20 protein-coding genes and 1 pseudogene are annotated in these 18,728 nt (G+C 73.6%); 7 read left to right on the top strand and 14 right to left on the bottom strand.

The features are described 5' to 3' along the window. Window positions 1-62: 62 nt before the first annotated feature. Complete coding sequence (locus ES689_RS14085; RefSeq protein ID WP_146905965.1) at window positions 63-305, bottom strand: hypothetical protein; 243 nt, start codon at window positions 303-305, stop codon at window positions 63-65. 223 nt (window positions 306-528) lie between these two features. Between ES689_RS14085 and ES689_RS14080 the strand changes: the two genes are divergently transcribed. Continuing rightward, window positions 529-1,098: a MarR family winged helix-turn-helix transcriptional regulator gene (locus tag ES689_RS14080; RefSeq protein WP_191330498.1), complete on the top strand. Its 570-nt coding sequence runs from the start codon at window positions 529-531 to the stop codon at window positions 1,096-1,098. A 96-nt stretch (window positions 1,099-1,194) separates the two neighbouring features. Here ES689_RS14080 and ES689_RS14075 read toward each other — a convergent pair whose 3' ends face one another. From ES689_RS14075 to ES689_RS15730, 3 genes are all read right to left on the bottom strand, one after another. Then, window positions 1,195-1,392, bottom strand: coding sequence for a hypothetical protein (locus tag ES689_RS14075; RefSeq protein ID WP_146905961.1), 198 nt, complete (start codon window positions 1,390-1,392; stop codon window positions 1,195-1,197). Continuing rightward, window positions 1,389-1,994: a hypothetical protein gene (locus tag ES689_RS15735; protein WP_191330496.1), complete on the bottom strand. Its 606-nt coding sequence runs from the start codon at window positions 1,992-1,994 to the stop codon at window positions 1,389-1,391. Before ES689_RS15735 ends, ES689_RS14075 begins: the two co-directional genes overlap by 4 nt. A 337-nt stretch (window positions 1,995-2,331) precedes the next feature. Then, window positions 2,332-2,523, bottom strand: coding sequence for a hypothetical protein (locus tag ES689_RS15730; protein WP_191330494.1), 192 nt, complete (start codon window positions 2,521-2,523; stop codon window positions 2,332-2,334). Window positions 2,524-2,685: 162 nt separating this feature from the next. Between ES689_RS15730 and ES689_RS15725 the strand changes: the two genes are divergently transcribed. After that, on the top strand, window positions 2,686-3,306 hold the full coding sequence (locus ES689_RS15725) for a VanZ family protein (RefSeq protein WP_191330493.1): 621 nt from the start codon (window positions 2,686-2,688) through the stop codon (window positions 3,304-3,306). A gap of 59 nt (window positions 3,307-3,365) precedes the next feature. Here ES689_RS15725 and ES689_RS14060 read toward each other — a convergent pair whose 3' ends face one another. Beyond that, window positions 3,366-4,799, bottom strand: a complete 1,434-nt coding sequence (locus ES689_RS14060) for an MFS transporter (RefSeq protein WP_146905955.1) — start codon at window positions 4,797-4,799, stop codon at window positions 3,366-3,368. Window positions 4,800-5,199: 400 nt separating this feature from the next. On the opposite strand from ES689_RS14060, the gene ES689_RS14055 reads away from it, so the two are divergent. Further along, window positions 5,200-6,246, top strand: coding sequence for an NAD(P)-dependent alcohol dehydrogenase (locus ES689_RS14055; RefSeq protein ID WP_146905953.1), 1,047 nt, complete (start codon window positions 5,200-5,202; stop codon window positions 6,244-6,246). Window positions 6,247-6,567: 321 nt separating this feature from the next. On the opposite strand, the gene ES689_RS14050 is transcribed toward ES689_RS14055, so the two are convergent. Continuing rightward, window positions 6,568-7,191, bottom strand: a complete 624-nt coding sequence (locus ES689_RS14050; protein ID WP_146905951.1) for a TetR/AcrR family transcriptional regulator — start codon at window positions 7,189-7,191, stop codon at window positions 6,568-6,570. Between the two features lie 135 nt (window positions 7,192-7,326). On the opposite strand from ES689_RS14050, the gene ES689_RS14045 reads away from it, so the two are divergent. Further along, the gene (locus ES689_RS14045) at window positions 7,327-7,641 is read left to right on the top strand and encodes a multidrug efflux SMR transporter (protein WP_146905949.1); all 315 of its coding nucleotides are present in this window, start codon (window positions 7,327-7,329) and stop codon (window positions 7,639-7,641) included. Further along, a complete protein-coding gene (locus tag ES689_RS14040; RefSeq protein ID WP_146905947.1) occupies window positions 7,641-8,072 on the top strand; it encodes a multidrug efflux SMR transporter in 432 nt (143 codons plus the stop codon). Before ES689_RS14045 ends, ES689_RS14040 begins: the two co-directional genes overlap by 1 nt. Here the strand turns inward: ES689_RS14040 and ES689_RS15720 are convergent. The 4 genes and pseudogenes from ES689_RS15720 to ES689_RS14025 all read right to left on the bottom strand — a co-directional run bounded on the left by ES689_RS15720 (window position 8,062) and on the right by ES689_RS14025 (window position 10,631). After that, on the bottom strand, window positions 8,062-8,208 hold the full coding sequence (locus ES689_RS15720; RefSeq protein ID WP_191330491.1) for a hypothetical protein: 147 nt from the start codon (window positions 8,206-8,208) through the stop codon (window positions 8,062-8,064). The genes ES689_RS14040 and ES689_RS15720 overlap by 11 nt on opposite strands. Window positions 8,209-8,443: 235 nt before the next feature. Further along, window positions 8,444-8,941: pseudogene (locus tag ES689_RS14035) on the bottom strand (putative immunity protein); the annotation flags it as partial. Window positions 8,942-9,131: 190 nt separating this feature from the next. Beyond that, window positions 9,132-9,683: a YbhB/YbcL family Raf kinase inhibitor-like protein gene (locus tag ES689_RS14030; RefSeq protein WP_146905945.1), complete on the bottom strand. Its 552-nt coding sequence runs from the start codon at window positions 9,681-9,683 to the stop codon at window positions 9,132-9,134. 150 nt (window positions 9,684-9,833) lie between these two features. Beyond that, window positions 9,834-10,631 (bottom strand): SDR family NAD(P)-dependent oxidoreductase, encoded by a 798-nt coding sequence (locus ES689_RS14025; RefSeq protein ID WP_146905943.1) that lies wholly within the window; start codon window positions 10,629-10,631, stop codon window positions 9,834-9,836. Between the two features lie 55 nt (window positions 10,632-10,686). Between ES689_RS14025 and ES689_RS14020 the strand changes: the two genes are divergently transcribed. Beyond that, window positions 10,687-11,292, top strand: a complete 606-nt coding sequence (locus ES689_RS14020) for a TetR/AcrR family transcriptional regulator (protein ID WP_146905941.1) — start codon at window positions 10,687-10,689, stop codon at window positions 11,290-11,292. Between the two features lie 60 nt (window positions 11,293-11,352). On the opposite strand, the gene ES689_RS14015 is transcribed toward ES689_RS14020, so the two are convergent. The 4 genes from ES689_RS14015 to ES689_RS14000 all read right to left on the bottom strand — a co-directional run bounded on the left by ES689_RS14015 (window position 11,353) and on the right by ES689_RS14000 (window position 16,686). After that, window positions 11,353-12,366: a hypothetical protein gene (locus ES689_RS14015; protein ID WP_146905939.1), complete on the bottom strand. Its 1,014-nt coding sequence runs from the start codon at window positions 12,364-12,366 to the stop codon at window positions 11,353-11,355. A gap of 334 nt (window positions 12,367-12,700) precedes the next feature. Next, window positions 12,701-14,296, bottom strand: a complete 1,596-nt coding sequence (locus ES689_RS14010) for a hypothetical protein (RefSeq protein WP_146905937.1) — start codon at window positions 14,294-14,296, stop codon at window positions 12,701-12,703. 175 nt (window positions 14,297-14,471) lie between these two features. Continuing rightward, window positions 14,472-15,203 carry an alpha/beta fold hydrolase gene (locus ES689_RS14005; protein ID WP_146905935.1) on the bottom strand — a complete coding sequence of 244 codons (732 nt, stop codon included), beginning with the start codon at window positions 15,201-15,203 and terminating at the stop codon, window positions 14,472-14,474. A 94-nt stretch (window positions 15,204-15,297) separates the two neighbouring features. Beyond that, a complete protein-coding gene (locus ES689_RS14000) occupies window positions 15,298-16,686 on the bottom strand; it encodes an MFS transporter (protein WP_146905933.1) in 1,389 nt (462 codons plus the stop codon). 107 nt (window positions 16,687-16,793) lie between these two features. On the opposite strand from ES689_RS14000, the gene ES689_RS13995 reads away from it, so the two are divergent. Continuing rightward, complete coding sequence (locus ES689_RS13995; protein WP_146905931.1) at window positions 16,794-18,710, top strand: GAF domain-containing protein; 1,917 nt, start codon at window positions 16,794-16,796, stop codon at window positions 18,708-18,710. Window positions 18,711-18,728 lie beyond the last annotated feature (18 nt).

The raw sequence follows: 18,728 nt of genomic DNA, 5'->3' as shown, positions 1-18,728 counted from the left end.
GCGGGTTCGTCGGGGGCGGGCCGTCGCGACGGCCCGTCGGCGACGGACTGGCCGGCCGACCGTCAGCCGGCCGCGAGCCTCGGGCTCAGGAGGCCGGCCAGCAGGACGGTCGCGCCGACGAGCGTGCCCACCGCCGACAGCGCCAGGACGGCCGCGTCGCCCGGGAGCATCGCGCACGCAGAAGGGGTGTCGTCGTACGAGCACGTCCTCCACGGCTGGAACAGGTAGAGCAGCGTGAGGCTCCCGCCGACGGCGGTCACGACCCCGCCCACGACGAGGAGGAGCGTGCGCAGTCGACGGGTCATGCCTCGACCGTAGGTCGGCGAGGAGGCGCGGCGCGTCCGTCGAGAGGGTGACGGTCGAGCAGGGCCGCGGGTGCGCGCACGCGTCGCGAGGCGGTGCGGTCGACGGCCTCGCGCCTCCTCGGCTATCCGTTTTGCGCCGCACCGAACGGGGGGTGTCTCGACGATCGAGATTCTCGCTAATCTAATGGTCGGCACGGATGCCGATCTCAGCGCAGGAGCGAACATGACCACCCCGACACTCTCGACCCGACCTAGGCACATGACCCGACCGAACACCGCACCGGACCCGACCCCGGCCGCGGCGCCCTCCCTCGACGGAGGCGCCGGCCACGACTCCGGTGTCGGCCCCGACTCCGTCACCGGGTTCATGCAGGCGTTCGGCGCGGCGCAGATGCGCGCCGAGGCCCTGATGAAGATCGTCGCGAACGACCACGGCATCGGCGTCTCGGACCTCCGTGCGCTGTACTTCGTGCACGGCGGCACCGACGTCACGCCGCGCGAGCTCGCGGCGTACCTCGAGCTCTCGTCCGGCTCCGTCACGAGCCTCGTCGACCGGATGACCGACGCCGGGTTCCTCGACCGTGCGGCCCACCCGAGCGACCGGCGCAGCAGCGTCCTCGTGATCGCCCCTGCCGGCGTCACGCTGATCGAGGGCGAGATCAGGTACTACTTCGAGGTCTTCGACGGGCTCGCGTCGCGACCCGAGCTCGCTGTCGTGACGACCGCGCTGGCCGAGCTCGCCCGCTCGATGACGCGTCACGCGGCTGCGCGCGCGACGGGCGCCACGCTCTAGCGCGTGCTCGGGTGCGCGGGTGCACTCGCGAACCATGTGACACGTCGAAGGGGTCCGCTCGGGGCAGGCCCCTGCGACGCGTCACCTCGTTCGCGGTCAGCCGTGTGGCGACCGGCCCCTCGCGAGGGCCTGGACCCCGGCGACCACGAGTCCCGCACCGATCACGAGCACCAGGACGATGCCGAGACTGACCACGCGGTGCAGCTCGAGCAGGGCGACTCCGACCAGGAAGAGACCGGCGGCCAGCTCGACCAGGGCGACTGCGACCACGACCCCGCGGGACCGGCGCTTCATCGGCGTGCGGGGTCGTCGTCGGGCTGCTGCCCGGGCGGCATGAAGGGGGCGAAGGAGGCGGCGGTCCCGTCCCGCAGGGAGCGTGCCGAGGGCGGTGTCGCGTGGGCGTCCCGGGGCTGGGGTGGTCGTCCTGGCTGGGCGGGCGCCTCCTGCGGGGGTGCTCGGCGTTCGTCGCGCTGGGGGTGCGGCTGTGGCTGAGCGAGCCGCTGCAGCTGCAGCTGCGAGGTCGCTCGGCGGGCTCGGAGGGCGATGCCGAGCAGGAGTCCGGTCGTGCCCGAGCCCAGGGCGGGGAGCGCGAGGGCGTAGGCGAGGCTGCCCGTCGCGAGGGTCCACGGGCAAGGGCCGGCGTCCGTCTCACAGGAGATCATGTGGCCCGTCTCGGGGTCCACCTCGAGTGTCGACGAAGTGAGCCCCGTGTCGAACGAGCCGTTCGCGCTCGACTGCCACAGCAGGGCTGCTCCGGTCGCGACGAGGGCGGCGGAGAGGAGCCAGAGGAGCAGCTCCCAGGAGGGGCGGTGGGGTCGACTCGCGGCTGGGCCTGCGACCGGCGCGTCGACATCGGCCTCTCCGGCCAGGGAGGCCTGGTGCTCGAGTGCGCTCACGCCCAGCTCCTTCGGGGTGGTCAGATCTGTCACGGGGACTGTTCCATCGTGGGATGCGCCGGCCGCGGGTGCGAGGGGCGCGCCGGGTCGGGCCCGGGGGCGGGGCGAGCGGCGCCTCCTCCGGTCCCGTCCGCTTGCGGTGCCGTTGCCGTTGCCGTTGCCGTTGCGGCCGCCGTCACCGTGCGCCCGCAGAACCCGACCGGTGAGGCGTGGCGAGGTCTGCAATGCAGGGAAGAACCCGTATTGCAGCCCTCCCGGTCGGCATGTGCGGATCCGGACCCGCGGCCGGTCCCGCGGCCGGGCCGACAGTCGGCGCGACTCGGGCGCGTCCCGGCGGTCAGCGAGGCTCGGGCGAGACGCCGAAGGCCTTGCGGCCGTTGTAGACGTCGATGGCCAGCACGAAGAGCGTGAAGAGGACCGAGAACACGACGCCGGGCTGGATCACGAGCCACACGACGGCGATTATCCCGACGCTGACGACGAGGCTGATGCCGTACATGATGCGCCCGAAGCGCGTGTTCATCTTCATGTGGACTGTCTACACAGGCGCGGCGGATCCGGCCCCGGGGACTCCCGCCCTGGGGGTCCAGCCCCGGAGGCCGGCCCCGGAGACCAGCCCCGGGGATTCAGCCCTGGGGGCGAAGCGGCGGCGGCGGCGGGCCGTGAGACTTGCTGCCGAAGAAAGGACTCCATGCCCGACTCCTCTTGGCACGTCGTCGTCCCGGCGCTCGCCTCCGTCGTCCCCGTGACGATCGTCGCCGTCGTGCTCGTCGAGCTGCGCTCGCGGCGCACCGGGGCAGGCCTCGGGACGATCCTCTGGCGGACCTCTTTGGTCGCCTACCTCGGGGCGTTGGTCGCGGTCACGTTCTTCCCGTTCGTGATCGACCTCGACGCCCCGCCTGACTCGCCGTGGCGCCCGATGATGAACCTCGATCCGCTCAGCTCGCTGCACCTCCGATCGTTCTGGCTGAACATCGTGATGACCGTGCCGCTCGGCGCGTACCTGACGGGGCGGGCGCGGGCCGGTCGCGGGGAGACGCCCCGACGTCGTCTGCGCGGCATCGTTCAGGTGGGCGCGCTCGCGCTGCTCGCGAGCGTGTCGGTCGAGCTGCTGCAGCTGGCGCTGCACCTGTCGATCGGCGGCAACCGCGCGACCGACATCGACGACGTGATCGCCAACACCGCCGGAGCCGTCGCCGGCGCGCTGCTCTGGCGGGCGGTGCTGCTCGTCGTGCGGACGCCCGCACCGCGTCCGCACCCCTCAGAGCCGCGTGCACCCGTGCGCGCGAGCGAGGGTGCGCGCGGGTCCTGAGGGTGCCGACGCGGTCGCTCTCGGGGAGGTGCGCGGGCGACGAGCGCAGGCGGTCCCGGCTAGCGGGCCGCCGCCTCCTCGGCGTCACGGGCGCGCTTGCGCTCGTTGAGCGCGCGCTCGTCGCGGCCGACGATCGCCAGCAGCACGATCGCGAGCACCACGCAGGCGAGGATCAACACGAAGGTGACGTCCCAGCCGAAGGCGTGCACGGCCAGGCCGATGCCGGTGGAGGCGAGGGTCGCGCCGAGCACGTAGCCGAACAGCCCCGTGAACCCTGCCGCGGTGCCGGCGACCGAGCGCGGGCTGAGGTCGAGCGCCTGCAGGCCGATCAGCATGACCGGGCCGTAGATCAGCCCGCCGATCGCCACGAGCATCGCGAGCGAGATCCACAGCGGGCCCTCGACGGGCGACAGCCAGTAGATGGCGACAGCCACGCCGACCGCGCTCATGAAGAGGATGCCCGTGGGGGAGCGGCGTCCCTTGAACACCTTGTCGCTGATGTAGCCGCAGAGCAGGGTGCCGGGGATCCCGGCCAGCTCGAACAGCGAGAAGCCTGCTATGCCCTCGCCGAGGCTCGCGCCGCGCACCTCCGACAGGTAGACGGGCGCCCAGACGAGCACCCCGTAGCGCAGCGTGTAGACGAACACGTTGGCCAGGGCCAGGTTCACCATGGTGCGGTTCGTGAGCACGTAGCGGCGGATCGTCGACCAGGTCGAGGCGCCCTCGTCGGCGGCGTCGGTCTCGACGGGGGCCGGGTCGTTCCGGTACTCCTCGATGGGCGGCAGGCCCTCGGACTCGGGGGTGTCGCGCAGCAGCACCAGCGCGACGACCGCGATGACGAGGCAGACGACCGCGGGGAACCAGAACACGCTCTGCCAGGTGCCGAACGACGCGAGCGCGACGCCGGCGAGGCCTCCGGCACCCGCGCCTCCCACGTTGTGCGCGACGTTCCAGATCGCGGTCTTGCCGCCGCGCTCGGAGGTCGAGAACCAGTGCACCAGGGTGCGCCCGCTGGGCGGCCAGCCCATGCCCTGGAAGAACCCGTTGAAGATCATCACCACGGCGAAGAACGCGACGGAGGCGCCCACCGCGGGGACGAAGGCGATGAACAGGTTCGCGAGGGCCGACAGCGCGAGGCCGATCGGCAGGAAGAACCGGGCGCTGCTCTTGTCGCTGACGATCGCGCTGAGGAACTTGCTGAAGCCGTAGGCGAGCAGTACGCCGTTGGTGATGACGCCGAGGCCGACGGTGCTGAAGCCGTTCTCGTCCTTGAGGATCGTCGACACGAGCGGCACGTTGTTGCGGATCAGGTAGTAGGCGGCGTAGCCGATGAAGATGCCCAGGAACACCTGCAGCCGGAGGCGCGGGTAACGACGCGCGACGGTCGCGTCGTCGAGACGAGGAGCGGGCGGCGGGGCCGCGAGGAACGCGGTCAGCCCTCGACGTGACGACGTCTCGGCGGGGGCGCGGGGGGTGCGGTGATCAGTGGTCATCTCGGCCTTCCTCGTCCACGGCCTTGTGGGCGAACTCATAGCTGAACACAAGGTTGCAGTTCATGCAAATGACACCTGGAGTCCGCTCGGGGGACATCCGGTGTTCACTCGCGCGTGCGGTGCCGGGCGGTGCCGTGCCGTGCCGTGCCGACGCGAAAGCGACGAAGCGGCGGGGAAGATCGCGGAGGTTCGTCGCTTTCGCGGCGGATCGCGGGCGCGAGGGGTGTCCTGACAGTGCCTGTCAGCCCTCAGGGCGTGTGCGTAGCGTGGAACGCGGGTGTCCTCGGAGCGCTGCTGCTCGACGGGGTCGGCCCTCTCCCGCGGTCGGGCCCGCGCCTCCTTCTCTTCCCCCTCTTCTTCTCCACTTCCCCGACATCACCACACGAACACAGGAGCACACATGCGCACCGTCAAGGCCTACGCGGCACCGTCCGCCACCGAGCCCCTCGTCCCGACGACCATCGAGCGCCGCGACGTCGGCCCGAAGGACGTCATGATCGACATCGCCTACGCCGGCATCTGCCACAGCGACATCCACACCGTCCGCGGCGAGTGGGGCGAGATCCAGTACCCGCAGGTCGTCGGCCACGAGATCGTCGGCACCGTCTCGGAGGTCGGCTCCGAGGTCACGAAGCACAAGGTCGGCGACCGCGTCGGCGTCGGCTGCATGGTCAACTCGTGCGGCGAGTGCGAGTACTGCGAGCGCGGCGACGAGCAGTACTGCGCCAAGGGCAACACCGGCACCTACACGAGCGTCGACCCGGCCGACGGCACCGTCACCCAGGGCGGCTACTCGCAGGCCGTCGTCGTCACGGAGGACTTCGTGCTGCGCGTCCCTGAGTCGCTCGACTACGACAAGGTCGCGCCGCTGCTCTGCGCCGGCATCACGCTGTACTCGCCGCTGCACCACTGGGGCGTGACCGAGGGCACCAAGGTCGCCATCGTCGGCATGGGCGGCCTCGGCCACATGGGCGTCAAGATCGCCGCGGCGCTCGGCGCCGACGTGACCGTGCTGTCGCAGACCACCTCCAAGAAGGAGGACTCGCTGCGCTTCGGCGCGAAGGCGCACTACGCGACCAGCGAGGAGCAGACCTTCACCGACCTGGCGAACTCGTTCGACCTGATCGTCAACACCGTGTCGGCCAAGATCGACATGGGCGCCTACCTCGGCCTGCTCGCCGTCGACGGCACCCTCGTCAACGTCGGTGCCCCCTCGGAGCCCCTCGAGGTGCCCGCGTTCGCGCTGATCCCGGCTCGCCGCAGCTGGGCCGGCTCGGCCATCGGCGGCATCCGCGAGACCCAGGAGATGCTCGACTTCTGCGCCGAGCACGGCATCCTGCCCGAGACGGAGCTGATCAGCGCCGACCAGATCAACGAGGCCTACGACCGCGTGCTCAAGTCGGACGTGCGCTACCGCTTCGTGATCGACGCGGCGACGTTCGCGTAGGTCGCACCCGCCAGTCGCACGAACGCCCTCGCTCTGCGCGGGGCGTTCGTGCGTGAGCGGGCGTCGGTTGGCCGGCGCGCTCCCGCTCGGACCCCTAGGGCCCGCGCACACCCTCGCGCGCGCCGAGGGGTGTGCGCGGCTTCGACGGGTGCGAGCGGCCGGGCGGCTGCGATGGGCGGGCGGACCCCGTCTCGCGGACGCGAGCCGCACCTCCTGTGGGCGCCGGGCTGGCCGTCAGCGCGGCCGCATCACGTCGCACCGGGTTTCGGACACTGCACCAGGTCTAGACGCGGTGCAGTGTACGAAACCCGGTGCGATGCGTCAGGGGCGCCGTGCCAGCAGTGCGAGATGCGCATCGAGAGCGGTGACCGCCCAGGAGGCGTCGGTCCCGACCGCCTGGGCGAGCAGGTGCAGGGCCAGGCCGTCCACGACGGCATGGGTGAGCTCGACGTCGACGTCGGCCAGCCGGGGGGCGCCGGGGGTGCTGGTCGCGCCGGCCGCGCGTGCCGACGCAGGGGCGTCGAGATGCGCCAGCGCGAGCGCGCAGACGTCGCGCACAGCCGCGTGCGTCTGCTCGTGCGCCGTGCGGAGCGAGGCGTCGGTGAGGGCGAGGGCGGCGAACGCGACGGTCACCTCCATCTCGGCGCGGCGTTCGTCGTCGAGGGGGAGCAGCTCGAGCAGCACGGCCCGGGCCGCGTCGTGCCCGCCGCTCGCCGACGCCGCTCGGTCGACGCGCTCGCGCAGCCGCGACACGAGCAGCGCGACCGCGGCGTCGCGCACGCTCGCCTGCGTCGGGAAGGTGTAGCGCAGCGACGAGGGCGGCAGCCCTGCCTCGGCCGCGACCTTGCGGACGGAGACCTCCGTCGGTCCGTCGCGGACCAGCACTCGCCAGGCGGCTTCGCCGACGATGCGGCGGCGGTCGTCGAGGTCCACGGTGCGGGGCATCCGTCGATTCTGGCACGACCGTGCGAAAACGGGCGAGAACGTGCTAGAACTGATTCCGCACGACTGTGCGACCACGGGTCGCACAGGGCCGTCGACATCCGGTCGGCTCGGTGCGCAGGAGGAGAGGGGCCCGTCATGGCCTGGCTGCTGTTGATCGTCGCGGGGGTGCTCGAGGCCGTGTGGGCCTCGGCTCTGGGGGCGTCGAAGAACTTCACGAAGAAGGGGCCGACGGCGCTGTTCGTCGTCGCGCTCGTGCTGAGCATGGTCGGCCTCGCGCTGGCCATGAACGACCTCCCGGTCGGCACCGCCTACGCCGTGTGGGTCGGGATCGGCGCCGTGCTCACGGTCGTGATCGCGGTCGTCCGCGGCCAGGAGGTGCTGACCGTCGCCCGCGCACTGCTGCTCGCCGTGCTGATCGGCTGCGTCGTCGGCCTCAAGGTGGTCAGCTGATGCCGTGGGTCGTGCTCGTCGTCAGCGCCGTGCTCGAGGCGGTCTGGGCGACCGCGCTGGGTCGGAGCGAGGGGCTCTCGGTGCTCGCCCCCTCCGTCGTCTTCGTTCTCGGCCTCGCCGCCTCGATGCTGACGCTCGGCTGGGTGACGCGGCACATCCCGATCAGCACCGCGTACGCGATCTGGGCCGGGCTCGGCGCCGCGTTCACGGTCACCTGGAGCATGCTCACCGGCGGCGAGGCCGTCACGGTCGTGCGGGTGCTGCTGCTCGCGGGGATCGTCGGCAGCGTCGTCGGGCTGAAGCTGCTGAAGTCGGGGCCGGCCGCGGGCGAGGCGGCGTCTGCTGCTGCGGGTGCCGCGGCTGCTGCGGCTGCGACTGGCGGCGACGAAGGCGGCGCGGCTGAAGGCGCCGCCGGGCGGCCTACGCGCTGAGGCCGAGGAGGAACAGCATCCCGACGACGAGGCTGGCGCAGGTCGCGACGGCCGACGACGCGAGGACGAAGAGCGTCACCTGGCGCTCGTGGTCCCGCACCTCGGAGAAGGGGCTCGTGGGGCGGATGATGCTCATGGTGGGCTCCTCTCGGCAGCGTCGTGCTGCAGGGGGACGACGTCGCATTTCTATGCATGTGCATCTTGTCACGATCGGCTAGATCATCTAGCGATGTCGCCGCCGACCTTCGCGAAGTGGACAGTGGCGGCATCGAGTTGCCCCGAACCGCTGCTCCACGGGTCTCAGGGCAGCAGCTCGGGGCGACTCGTCGAGTGCGAGGCGCGGACGAGCGGGGGAGGGGAGGCTCGGGCGCCTAGCGCAGGCCCGCCTGGAGCGTGCGGATCGCCTCGCCGAGCGTCCCCGACGCGAGCAGGCCCGGGCCGAGGGGGCCCGAGCGGTCCTCTCCGAGCAGGGGGAGGCGCGCGAGGGCCGTGCGGACCGGCGGGCTCAGGTGCCGCAGCTGCCAGGCGATCTCGGCGGCGCCTCCTGCGGTCGCGCCCTGCGAGGACCCGGCTGCCAGAACCACGGCCTTGGCGGCGTAGGCCGCTGCGCCGAGGGCGTGCGCGCCCAGGTGCGCGACGCCCGACGCCTGGCCTGCCGACCACGCGGCGGCCCGGGCTGCGGGCGACGTCACGGACTGCGCGGCTCGACCGGCGACGAAGCGGCGGCGGATCTCGCCGGCGGCGTCGAGCTCGCCCCGGGCGAAGGCGCGGGCACGGGCGATGCCGTCGCGGGGGCGGCCGTCGTCGGGCGCCTCCTGCTCGAAGAGGGGGAGGACGCGCTCGGCGCAGTCGGCCGCCCACGCGGCGACGAGTCGCCCCGACGCGCGGCCTCACCCGCGTGGAGGCAGCCGTTCGGAAGCGCCCGTGCGGTCTCGTGCCTGATCCAGGAGTTCGCGACTGGCGCCTCCTGAACTGTGCACGGTTCAGGAAGCTGAGTCCTGCGCAGTGCGGACTCAGGACTCAGCTTCCTGAATGAGGAGAGCGAGCGGCGGGGGCGGGCTACTCGGCGGGGATCTCGCCGGTCGCGACGAGCGTGGCGCGCGCGAGGATGTGCGACGCGATCGTGAAGTTCAGGTAGGCGGGCGTGCCGTCGGCGGGCACCTCGATGTCCTCGACGTCGAGCGCGTGCACCGTCACGAAGTAGCGGTGCTGACCGTGGCCCGCAGGAGGTGCGGCGCCGATGAACGAGGGAGCCCGCGAGTCGTTCGGCAGCTGGTACGCGCCCTCGGGCAGCTGCGCGCCGGTCGCGTCGCCCGCGCCCTCGGGCAGGTCGGTCACGGACGCCGGGATGTTCGCGACGGCCCAGTGCCAGAAGCCGGACTGCGTGGGGGCGTCCGGGTCGTAGACCGTGACCGCGTAGCTCTTGGTGCCCTCGGGGGCGCCCGACCACGAGAGCTGCGGCGACACGTCCTGGCCGCCGGGGACGCCGAACGCCCCGGAGTACTGCTGCTGCGCGAAGGGGGCGCCGTCCTCGACGGTGGCGCTCGTGACGGTGAAGCTCGGCACCTCGGGGAGGCGGGCGAAGGGGTCGTTTCCGGTGGTGTCGCTCATGACGGTCCTTTCCTGGGGCGGCCGGGTGGCGCCTCCTGGGGGATCATGCTCCGGCACCCTCGGAAACCGCGCAGACCCCCGTGCGCGCACGAGGGCCTGCGCGGGTCCCGCGGGTGCGGACGCGGGCACGCCCGCAGGAGGTGCGGCCGGTCAGCTCAGGCGGGTCGCCGCGATGCCGCCGTCGACGTCGACGGTGCTGCCGTGCACGAACGCGGCCTCGCCCGAGACGAGCCAGCGGACCGCGAACGCCACGTCGACCGGGCGCACGGGGCGGCCGGCGACGGTGCCCGCCGTCATCGCGGCGAGCACGTCGGCGCTGTCGGCGTTGCCGGGCGTGCTCGTCGCCCCGGGCGCGACGGTCGTGACGCCGACGCCGTGCGGGCCGAACTCCGCCGACCAGGTGCGGGTCATCTGCTCGAGCGCGGCCTTCGAGCCGGTGTAGGCGGCCCCGAACGGGACTCCGACGCGCGCCATCCACGAGCCCACGTTGACGATCGAGCCCCGCCCTCGCTCGGCCATGGCCGGGGCGAGTGCCGCGACGAGGAGGTGGGGAGCCCGCACGTTCGTCGCGAGGACGGCGTCGAGCTCGGCGTCGGAGAGGTCGGCCGTCGGCCCCGCGGGGTAGATGCCCGCGTTGTTGACGAGGACGTCGACGCGTCCGCCGAGCGCGGCCTCGGCCTCGGCGGCGACGCGTCGCACCTCGGCCGGCGAGCCGCCGAGGTCGCCGACGACGGCGTGCGCACGGCCTCCGGCCTCGGTGACGGCACGGACGACGGAGGCAGCACGCGACGCGTCGCGACCGCTCACGACCACCTCCGCGCCGGAGGCGGCGAGCACGCGCGCGATCGCCTCGCCGATGCCGCTGGTCGAGCCGGTGACCAGCGCCGTGGTGCCGACCAGGCGGGTGTCGGGGGTCAGGGTCTGCAGTTCTTCGTCATTGGACTTCATGGTCCATTCCTAGCACATGAATGGACCGCATGGTCCATCGCGGTAGGATCGACGGGTGGACGACAAGAAGCTCACCGAGCGCGGCCGGGCGACCCGGCAGCGCATCATCGAGGCGACGGGGGAGCAGATCCTCGCGTCCGGGATCGGCGGGACGACCCTCGACACCGTGCGGGCGGCGACCCTGACGAGCAAGAGCCAGCTGTTCCACTACTTCCCGGGCGGCAAGGCGGAGCTCGTCCGCGAGGTCGCCGCATGGGAGGGCGGGCAGCTGCTCGCCGCGCAGCAGCCGCACGTCGACGACCTCGGCTCGTGGGAGTCGTGGAGTGCCTGGCGCGAAGCGCTCGTCGACTACTACCTCGGCCTCGGCCGGTGGGCCTGCCCGATCGGGTCGCTCGCGACGCAGGCGGCCATGACCGACCCCGAGCTCGAGCGCGTGATCGTCGAGAGCATGGGCGCGTGGCGCGACCTGCTCGCCGCGGGGGTCCGCAAGATGCAGGCGTCGGGCGACGTCGACCGCGAGGCCGACCCGGAGCGGATCGCGATGGTGATCCTCACGGCGGTGCAGGGCGGGCTCGTGATGAGCCAACCGCTGCGGTCGGCGTGGCCGCTCGAGGCGGCGCTGGACTCGGCGCTCGACCCGCTGCACCGCGTGCGGGTCTGAAGAGCGCCGCGCGGGCACCGTGAGCTGCCCGGCTGCAGGTGCGGTGCCCCGGGAGGCGCGCTAGCGGTCGAAGAGGCCGCCAAGGTCGCCCAGCCCGGGGATCTGGAACCCGTCGCCGAGGCCCCCGACCTGCTCGCCGAGGCCGGTGAGGTACTCCTCGCCGCCCTGCGCGATGCCGTCGACGCCCTCGGTCAGGCCGCCGAGGCCTTCGGAGAGCCCGGCGACGCCCTCCAGCCCGAAGTTCTCGGCCAGGCCGCCGAAGTCGATGCCGTTCGCGAGCGCTCCTGAGAGGAGCGGGCCCGCGACGCTGCTGACGGCGGCGCCGCCGGCCACGGCGAGGGCGAGGCCGCCGAGCGCGGCGACTCCCGCGCCCGCCGCTGCTCCCGCGGCGAACTTCCCTGCGCCCGAGCCCTGACGGGTGCCGGTCGCGTGGCCGCCCGAGCTCTGGCCGGGGCGTCCGTGGCCGCCGAAGACACGCTGCATGAGCCCGGGGTGCACGGTCTCGCCACGTGTTGCGGCCCGCGCGAGGTCGTCGGTGCTACCGCTGCGGGGCTGCTCGTGGGCGGGCAGCTCCTCCGTGAGGCGGGCCTGGACGAGCTCGCGCTGCTGCGGGGTCAGGCGGGCGAACGCGTCGCGGTGCACCTGCTCGAGCTGCTCGGGCTCGGCCGTCCGGAGCAGGTAGTCGTACTTGCCGAGGGCGACGCGGTCGGCCTCGGTGGCGCGGGGAGCGCCGGCGGCGGCGCGCTGCGCGCCGGCTTGCTGCGGGTGCTGGCCCTGCTGGTCGTAGCCCTGCTGCTGACGAGCGTCGTAGCCGCCCTGCGGGCCGTAGCCCTGCTGGCCGTAGCGGGCCTGCCCCTGCCGCTGTCCGCCTCCTCGCTGGTCGCCCTGCTGCGGGCCGCCGTCGCCGGTGAGCTTGTCGGCCGCCGTGCGGACGAGGTCGCGCCAGTCGGTGCCCGTGCCGGAGCCCGAGCCGGCGCCCGGGCGCTGCTGGCCGTTGCGGGCTGAGGAGGAGGAGGAGTTCGAGTCGCCGAGCGCTTTCGCGGCGGCGCCCAGGAGGCGCTTGAAGTCGGGCATGAGGACATCGTGCTGGCCCCCGATGTGCAGATCCCCGGGAGCACCTGCGGAAGTCATCCGAACTGCCTCGTCTGCTCGCCCGCCTCCTCGGCTCGCGTGGCCGCAGCCTGCTGGGCTCGCGCGACCGGTGCATCACGGGCGTGTTCGTCGGGCGCGGGCCGTCGGGGCAGCCCGCGGACGACGAACTCGCCCGCGTCCGGGAGGCGTGCCGCACCGGGCAGAGCGACGCCCGCCCCGGGCGGCGACCGACGGGAGTCCGTGGTGCCGCTCGGGGCGGGCGAGGTGCAGCTGAGGTGCGGTGGAGCGGTGCGGGGAGCTCGGCCCCGCAGGACGCCTACTCGGCCGAGTCGGCCGTCAGCGCGCGGCGGCGACGGGCGGCGACGAGCAGCCCTCCGCCGACGAGCAGCAGCAGCGCGGCGCCGACGACGCCCTGCGACGCCTCGGAACCGGTGTAGGCGAGACCGGCCGGACGCGTCCCGGGGGCGACCGGGGTCACGACGGGCGGGACCACGGCAGCGGCGACGAGCGAGAAGGCGACGGCGTTCGAGAAGTCCGACACGCCTCCCGTCTCGTTCACGGAGCCGTCGGCGTTCAGCTCGGCCGCGATGGCCTGGGTCACGTACTCACCGGGGAGCAGCTCGACGGAGACCGTCCAGTTGCCGTCGGCGTCGACCAGGATCGGGTCGGCGAGGTCGGTGAGGTAGAAGCGGCCCTCGGCGGGCGACTCGGTGATGGTCCCGTCGAGGAACGACGGGTCGGCGACGGTCAGGACGATGCCCGTGCCGACGGGGCCGGTGCCCGAGATCGTGACGGTGCCGCCCGTGACGACCTGCCCCTCCGTGGGGCTGGTGATCACCGGGGTGGGCGTCAGCAGGATGTCCTCGTCGACGACGGTGACGGCCACGGCCTGGACGATGCCCGAGCGGACGCCGGTCAGCGTGATCGTGTAGTCGTCGGCGAGCACGCCGTCGGCGAAGACGATCGTGTCGGCGTAGGCGCCCACGTTGTCGTCCGCGTAGTAGTTCAGGTCCCGGTCGGCCAGGACGACGACGGCGTCGTCGGAGTCGGTCACGACGGTGGTGACCTCCTCGTTGGGGCTGAAGCCGGTCGCGGCGATCGCGATGCCGGTGGTGCTCGCCTCGTCGACGGTCACCTCGTCGGGCGTCGCCGTGATCGTCGGGGCGATCGCGGGCACGGGCGCCTCGGCGAACGTGAAGGCCACGCCGAGCGAGCCGACCTGCGCGGCCGGGTCCGACTGGGTGACGTTCGCGCCCGAGCCGAGCGAGCCCGGAGCCAGGTCGAGGAACGTCGTCGGGACCGAGAAGGTGCCGTCGGGGTTCGCCGTCGCGGAGCCGGCGACCGAGTTGCCGAGGTTCTTGTTGCTGTAGGTCACCGTGACGGTGCTGCCGGGCTGCGCCACGCCCGTGAAGACCGGGGTCGTCGTGTCGACGACCGTGCCGGTGCCGGGGTAGTCCACCCGGAACGGGAAGGCGGGGTTCGGCGCGACGGCGAGTTCGAACGTGTAGGTCGAGGGCGTCACCTCGGGGTCGGCGACACCAGACTGGGCGTCCGCTGCCGAGAGGTTCGCGACGACGGTGGTCTCGCCGGCAGGCAGCTGGCCGAAGTTCGCGTTGACGCTGAACGAGCCGTCGGGGTTGTGCGTCGTGCCCGCGAAGAGTCCCTGAGCGGGGGTGCCGGTGCCGATGTCGTAGGTGAGCACGAGGTCGTCGGTGGTCGGCAGGCCCGTGCCCGTGATCGGCACGACCTGGGGCAGGCCGGCCGAGTTGTCGTAGGTGGAGTCGGGCGCCGGCGACGTGATCGTCACGGGTCCGGCCGCGAAGGCGGGCCCTGCGGCGAGCAGGACGCCTCCGAGGGCGAGGGCGAGGGCCGTCGGCGCGGCGACGAGTCCCCTTCTGGCTGATGAGCGCAAGGGCGTTCTTTCTCTCGAGATGGGTACGTGCGTCATTGCATGTCCGTCGCGGCCCAGCGCCCCGAGGAGACAGGGGCGAGCCCCTGGCCGGAACATAACAGAAGCTCATGCCCGCGGTAAGAGGGTGCTGTGAGTTCGTTCGCGTCCCCGCGCGCCCTGATCGGCCGAGGTGGCGCTAGAGCGCGTCCGCGATCAGCTCGAACACGCGGTCGGGCGCCTCGAGGTGCATGTCGTGGTGCACGCCGGGCAGGCGGCGCAGCTCCCAGCCGGCTCCCTCGAGCGAGCGGGCGACGGGCTCGGGCAGCACGGCCGGGCTGTCGTCCGAGAGCACGACGACCGAGGGCACCGCAGGAGGCGCCACCTCGATCGGCGCGTGCGCCACGTCACGGAACACCCCGATCGCCATCTTCGTGTCGAACCGCTCGCGGGCGCCGTCGAGCAGCGCGACCGTCGCCGCGTCGTAGCGCGCGCGCACCGCCTTCGTCGTCCGCGCCTGGGCGAGCCCGGCGACGGCCAGCGTCAGCGGCGGCACGGCCCAGAACAGCCGCCCGGCGAGGCCGCTGGTCGGCAGCGCCAGGTGGAAGCCCGGGTCGAGGTAGACCGCCCTGAGGGGCTCCAGCCGGGCGACCGCCCGCACGAGCACGGACCCGCCGAGCGAGTGTCCGACCACGCTGTGCAGGCCGGACGGCAGGGCCTCGACCAGGTCCGTCGCGAACTCGTCGAGGCGGTACGACGACGCGCGGCCGCTGTGCCCGTGGCCGCGCAGGTCGACCGTCGTGACCGTGTACCGCCCGGTGGCGAGCATCCGGTCGACGAGCGGCTGCCAGGTCGCCCCGTCCGCACCGAGCCCGTGCACCAGCCCCACGTGCCGCTCGCCGTCGCCGGTGGTGATCGTGTGCAGCTGCATGGGGTTCCTCGGGATTCGTGGCGAACGGGGCGGGTGGGGCAGGTCGAACAGGTGCGAGCGGGGCGGTGCAGGGGCGAGCGGGTGCGCCCCCGCCTCAGCGCACCGACTTGATCGGGATCACGGCGAGGGCGCCGAGCACCACGAACACGATGCCCGAGATGAAGAGCACCGGGTAGCCCCCGGTGATCGACACGAGGCCGGCCGCGATGGAGGGGCTGAGCGCCTGGGGCAGCGTCGTGGCGAGGCCGAGGATGGCCAGGTCGCGTCCTGCGGAGCTGGCGCCCGACGTCAGGGAGGCGGGCAGCACCTCCGTCATGAGGGCCAGGTCGATCGAGATGTAGGCGCCGAAGCCGAGGCCGAGCAGGAAGCTGTAGATCAGGATGCCGGTGGTCGTCGGCATCACGAGGGGCACGACCAGGCCGATCGCCATGACGACGGAGGCCCAGATGATGAAGGGCTTGCGGCGGCCGATCCGGTCGGACAGCACGCCGCTGGCCAGCGCCGAGATGAGCACCCCGAGCAGCAGCACGACGCCGATCTGGGCGGCGAAGGCGTTCGAGGCGGCGTCGCTCAGCCCGATGTAGTCGCGCAGGATGTAGAGCCCGAAGGTCTGCGCGCCGTAGAAGCCGATCACCATGAGGAACCGCGCCGCGAAGGCCCACGCGAAGTCGGGGTGCTTGCGGGGCGAGACCCAGAAGCCCTTGGCGAACTCGCGGAGGGTCGGTCGGGGCGCGGCGGTGCCGGCACTGCCCGCGACCGTCTCGTCGAGGCTCGAGCGGTCGGGGTTGACCACGACGAACACGGCGACGACCACGAGCACGAGGGCGGCGAGCACGAGGTAGGGCAGGGCTCCCGCACCGGAGGTCGAGCCGGCGACGACGGCCCCCACCGCGTTGCCGACGGTGATGCCGAGGCCGATCAGGCCCGAGACGCCGCCGCGCTTGGCCGCCGGGAACCGGTCGGGCACGAGTGCCGTGGCAGCGGCCTGCAGGGCGTTCAGCCCGAGCTGCACGACGAGCCAGATCAGGGCGACGGTGACGATCGAGCTCGCCAGCGGCAGGCCGGCGAAGAAGCCCGCGGCGAGCAGGGCGCCTCCGACCATCCAGGGCGAGCGCCGGCCGAAGCGCGAGCGGGTGGCGTCCGACAGTGCACCGGCGATCGGCTGCGCGAACACGTTCGCCAGGAACGCCACCGTCGTCACGATCGCCAGGTTGCCGATCTTCGAGGCCTCGTCGATGTCGGCGACGAGGTTCGGGATGAGGATGCCGAGGCCGCCGGAGTTGATCGCGAGGATCGACACGTAGACGAGCGCGAGGCCGATCGAGAGGCGACGGAGGCGCGGGGGGCCCACGCTGACGTCGGTCGCCTCGGCCACGGCGGCGATGCCGGCAGGACCGGCCGAGCCGGGGGTCGGCGCGACCAGGGAGGGCGCGGTGCCGGCTGCGGTGCCGGCGGGGGCGGTGGGGTGGTCGGCGTCAGTCATGGGGACTCCTGAGCTGAGGGGCGGCGCTGCCGCTCGGGGAACGCCTAACCCTGCGCCTCGGCCCCCTGTCGCCACAACGGCGGATCCGTCTACTCTCGACTCATCCGATGGAGGGAACCACCATGGCGACGCGCGACCCGCACGAGGCACGTGACCGGCAGGGGCCGGGCTGGCTGCAGCTGCTCGTCGACCAGGCCGGCGTGCCCGAGCTCGAGGCGCACCGCCGCCTCCTCGTCGCCGACGGCGCCGACGAGGCCCGCACCGACCAGGAGGCGCGCTCGGCCGTCGAGGTCGCCCTGCTGCTGCAGGAACGCCGACAGCGCGCCGTCGAGCTCGCCGCCCTCAACGACATCGCCGGCCACCTGGCCGCCGTGGCCGATCCGGCCGACCTGCTGGTGGAGGTCGTCGACCAGGCCCGCCGCCTCCTCGGGGTCGACCTCACGTACGTCGCGCTGCTCTCGGGCGAGGACCTGCGCATCGAGGTCGCGAGCGGAGACCGGTCGTCGGCCCTGGTCGGGATCCGCCTGCCGCGCACCGCCGGGCTCGTCGGCAGCGTCGCCGGCACCGGGACGCCGCGCTGGACCTCCGACTACGCCGCCGACCCCGAGCTCGTCCACGAGGAGGGCGCCGACCGGGCTGCGCGCGCCGAGTCGATCCGGGGCCTGCTCGGCGTCCCGCTCGCCGTTCGGGGCCGGGTGCTCGGCGTGCTGCTCGCCGCCAAGCGCGAGGAGCGCCGCTTCGGCCCGCACGAGATCAGCCTGCTCAGCGGGCTCGGCGCCCACGCGGCGGTCGCGATCCACAACGCCCGGACGGCCGCGGAGCTGCGGGAGGCGAAGGAGGGGCTCGAGTCGACCCTGCGCCTCGACGCCGACCTGACCCGGGCCGTCCTCGCCGGGGGCGACCCGGAGTCGCTCGTCGAGCGGGTACAGGCGCTCACGGACGTGCCCGTGCGGTGGGTCGAGCACCCCGCGGACGGGGCCGTGGGCGCGGCGCTCGCCGGGGCGGCCCGCAGCGGGGAGCCGGGGCCGGTCGTCGCCGGGGCGGAGATCGTGCAGCCGGTCGCCGCCGCGGGCCAGCTGTTCGGGGCGCTGGTGGCGAGCGGGCCGGGTGCCGTGACGGACCCGGTCACCGGGGTCGCGCCTCCTCGGGGCCTGTCGGGGGAGCCCGACCCGGCCGACGCGCTGCTGCTGCTCGAGCGGGCCGCGCCCCTGATCGCGCTCACGCTCGTGGGGGCGAGGGCCACTGCGCGGGCCGCCCAGCTCGGCCGCGACATCGCCACCGTCGACCTGCTCAGCCGGGCCGAGCCGGACGTCGCCGCCGACCACCGACGCTGGCGCGGCGCCGGGCTCGACCCCCGCCGGCCGCACGTCGTCGTGGTCGTCGAGGGCGACCCCGACGCTGCTCGGCGGCACGTCGCGGGGCTCGGGCTCGGGGCGCACGTCGCGTCGGCCGTGCACCACGACCGGTTCGTGCTGGTCGCCCCGGCCGCGCTCGACGTCGAGGCGCGGTGGGGAGCGCAGGAGGCGCCCGTCGCGGGCCTCGCCGGCCCCGTCGTCGAGACGGCCGGGCTGCGCGCCGCGTGGTCGGAGGCCGCCCGGACGGCCCGGGCGCTCACGGCGCTCGGCCGACGCCCCGGCAGCGGCGGCGGGCTCTCGAGGGGCGACGACCTCGGGGTCTTCGCCGTGCTGCTCAGCCGCGCCGGCACCCGTGAGCTGCAGGAGCAGGTCGAGCGCGAGCTCGGGGCGGTCCTCGCGGAGGAGGGCCGGCGCGGCGTGCCGCTCACGGAGACGCTCGAGGTGTTCCTCGACCAGGGACGACGCCCGACGGCCACGGCTGCCGCGCTGCGCGTGCACGTGAACACGGTCTACCAGCGGCTGGCGACGCTCGACGGACTGCTCGGGCCGGCGTGGCGGGAGCGGGCCCTCGAGCTGCAGGTGCTGCTGCGGCTCGGCCGGGCAGCGCGGGAGCTGGACGGCCTCGTGCCTGCGCACTCGCCCGGGCCCGCGCTCGGCCGCTCGCGCTGAGTCGCGTGGACCCGTCGA

The organism is Frigoribacterium sp. ACAM 257 (assembly GCF_007954365.1).
In the GTDB taxonomy this organism is placed as follows: Bacteria; Actinomycetota; Actinomycetes; order Actinomycetales; family Microbacteriaceae; genus Frigoribacterium.
This window is presented reverse-complemented; position numbering and strand designations above follow the sequence as displayed.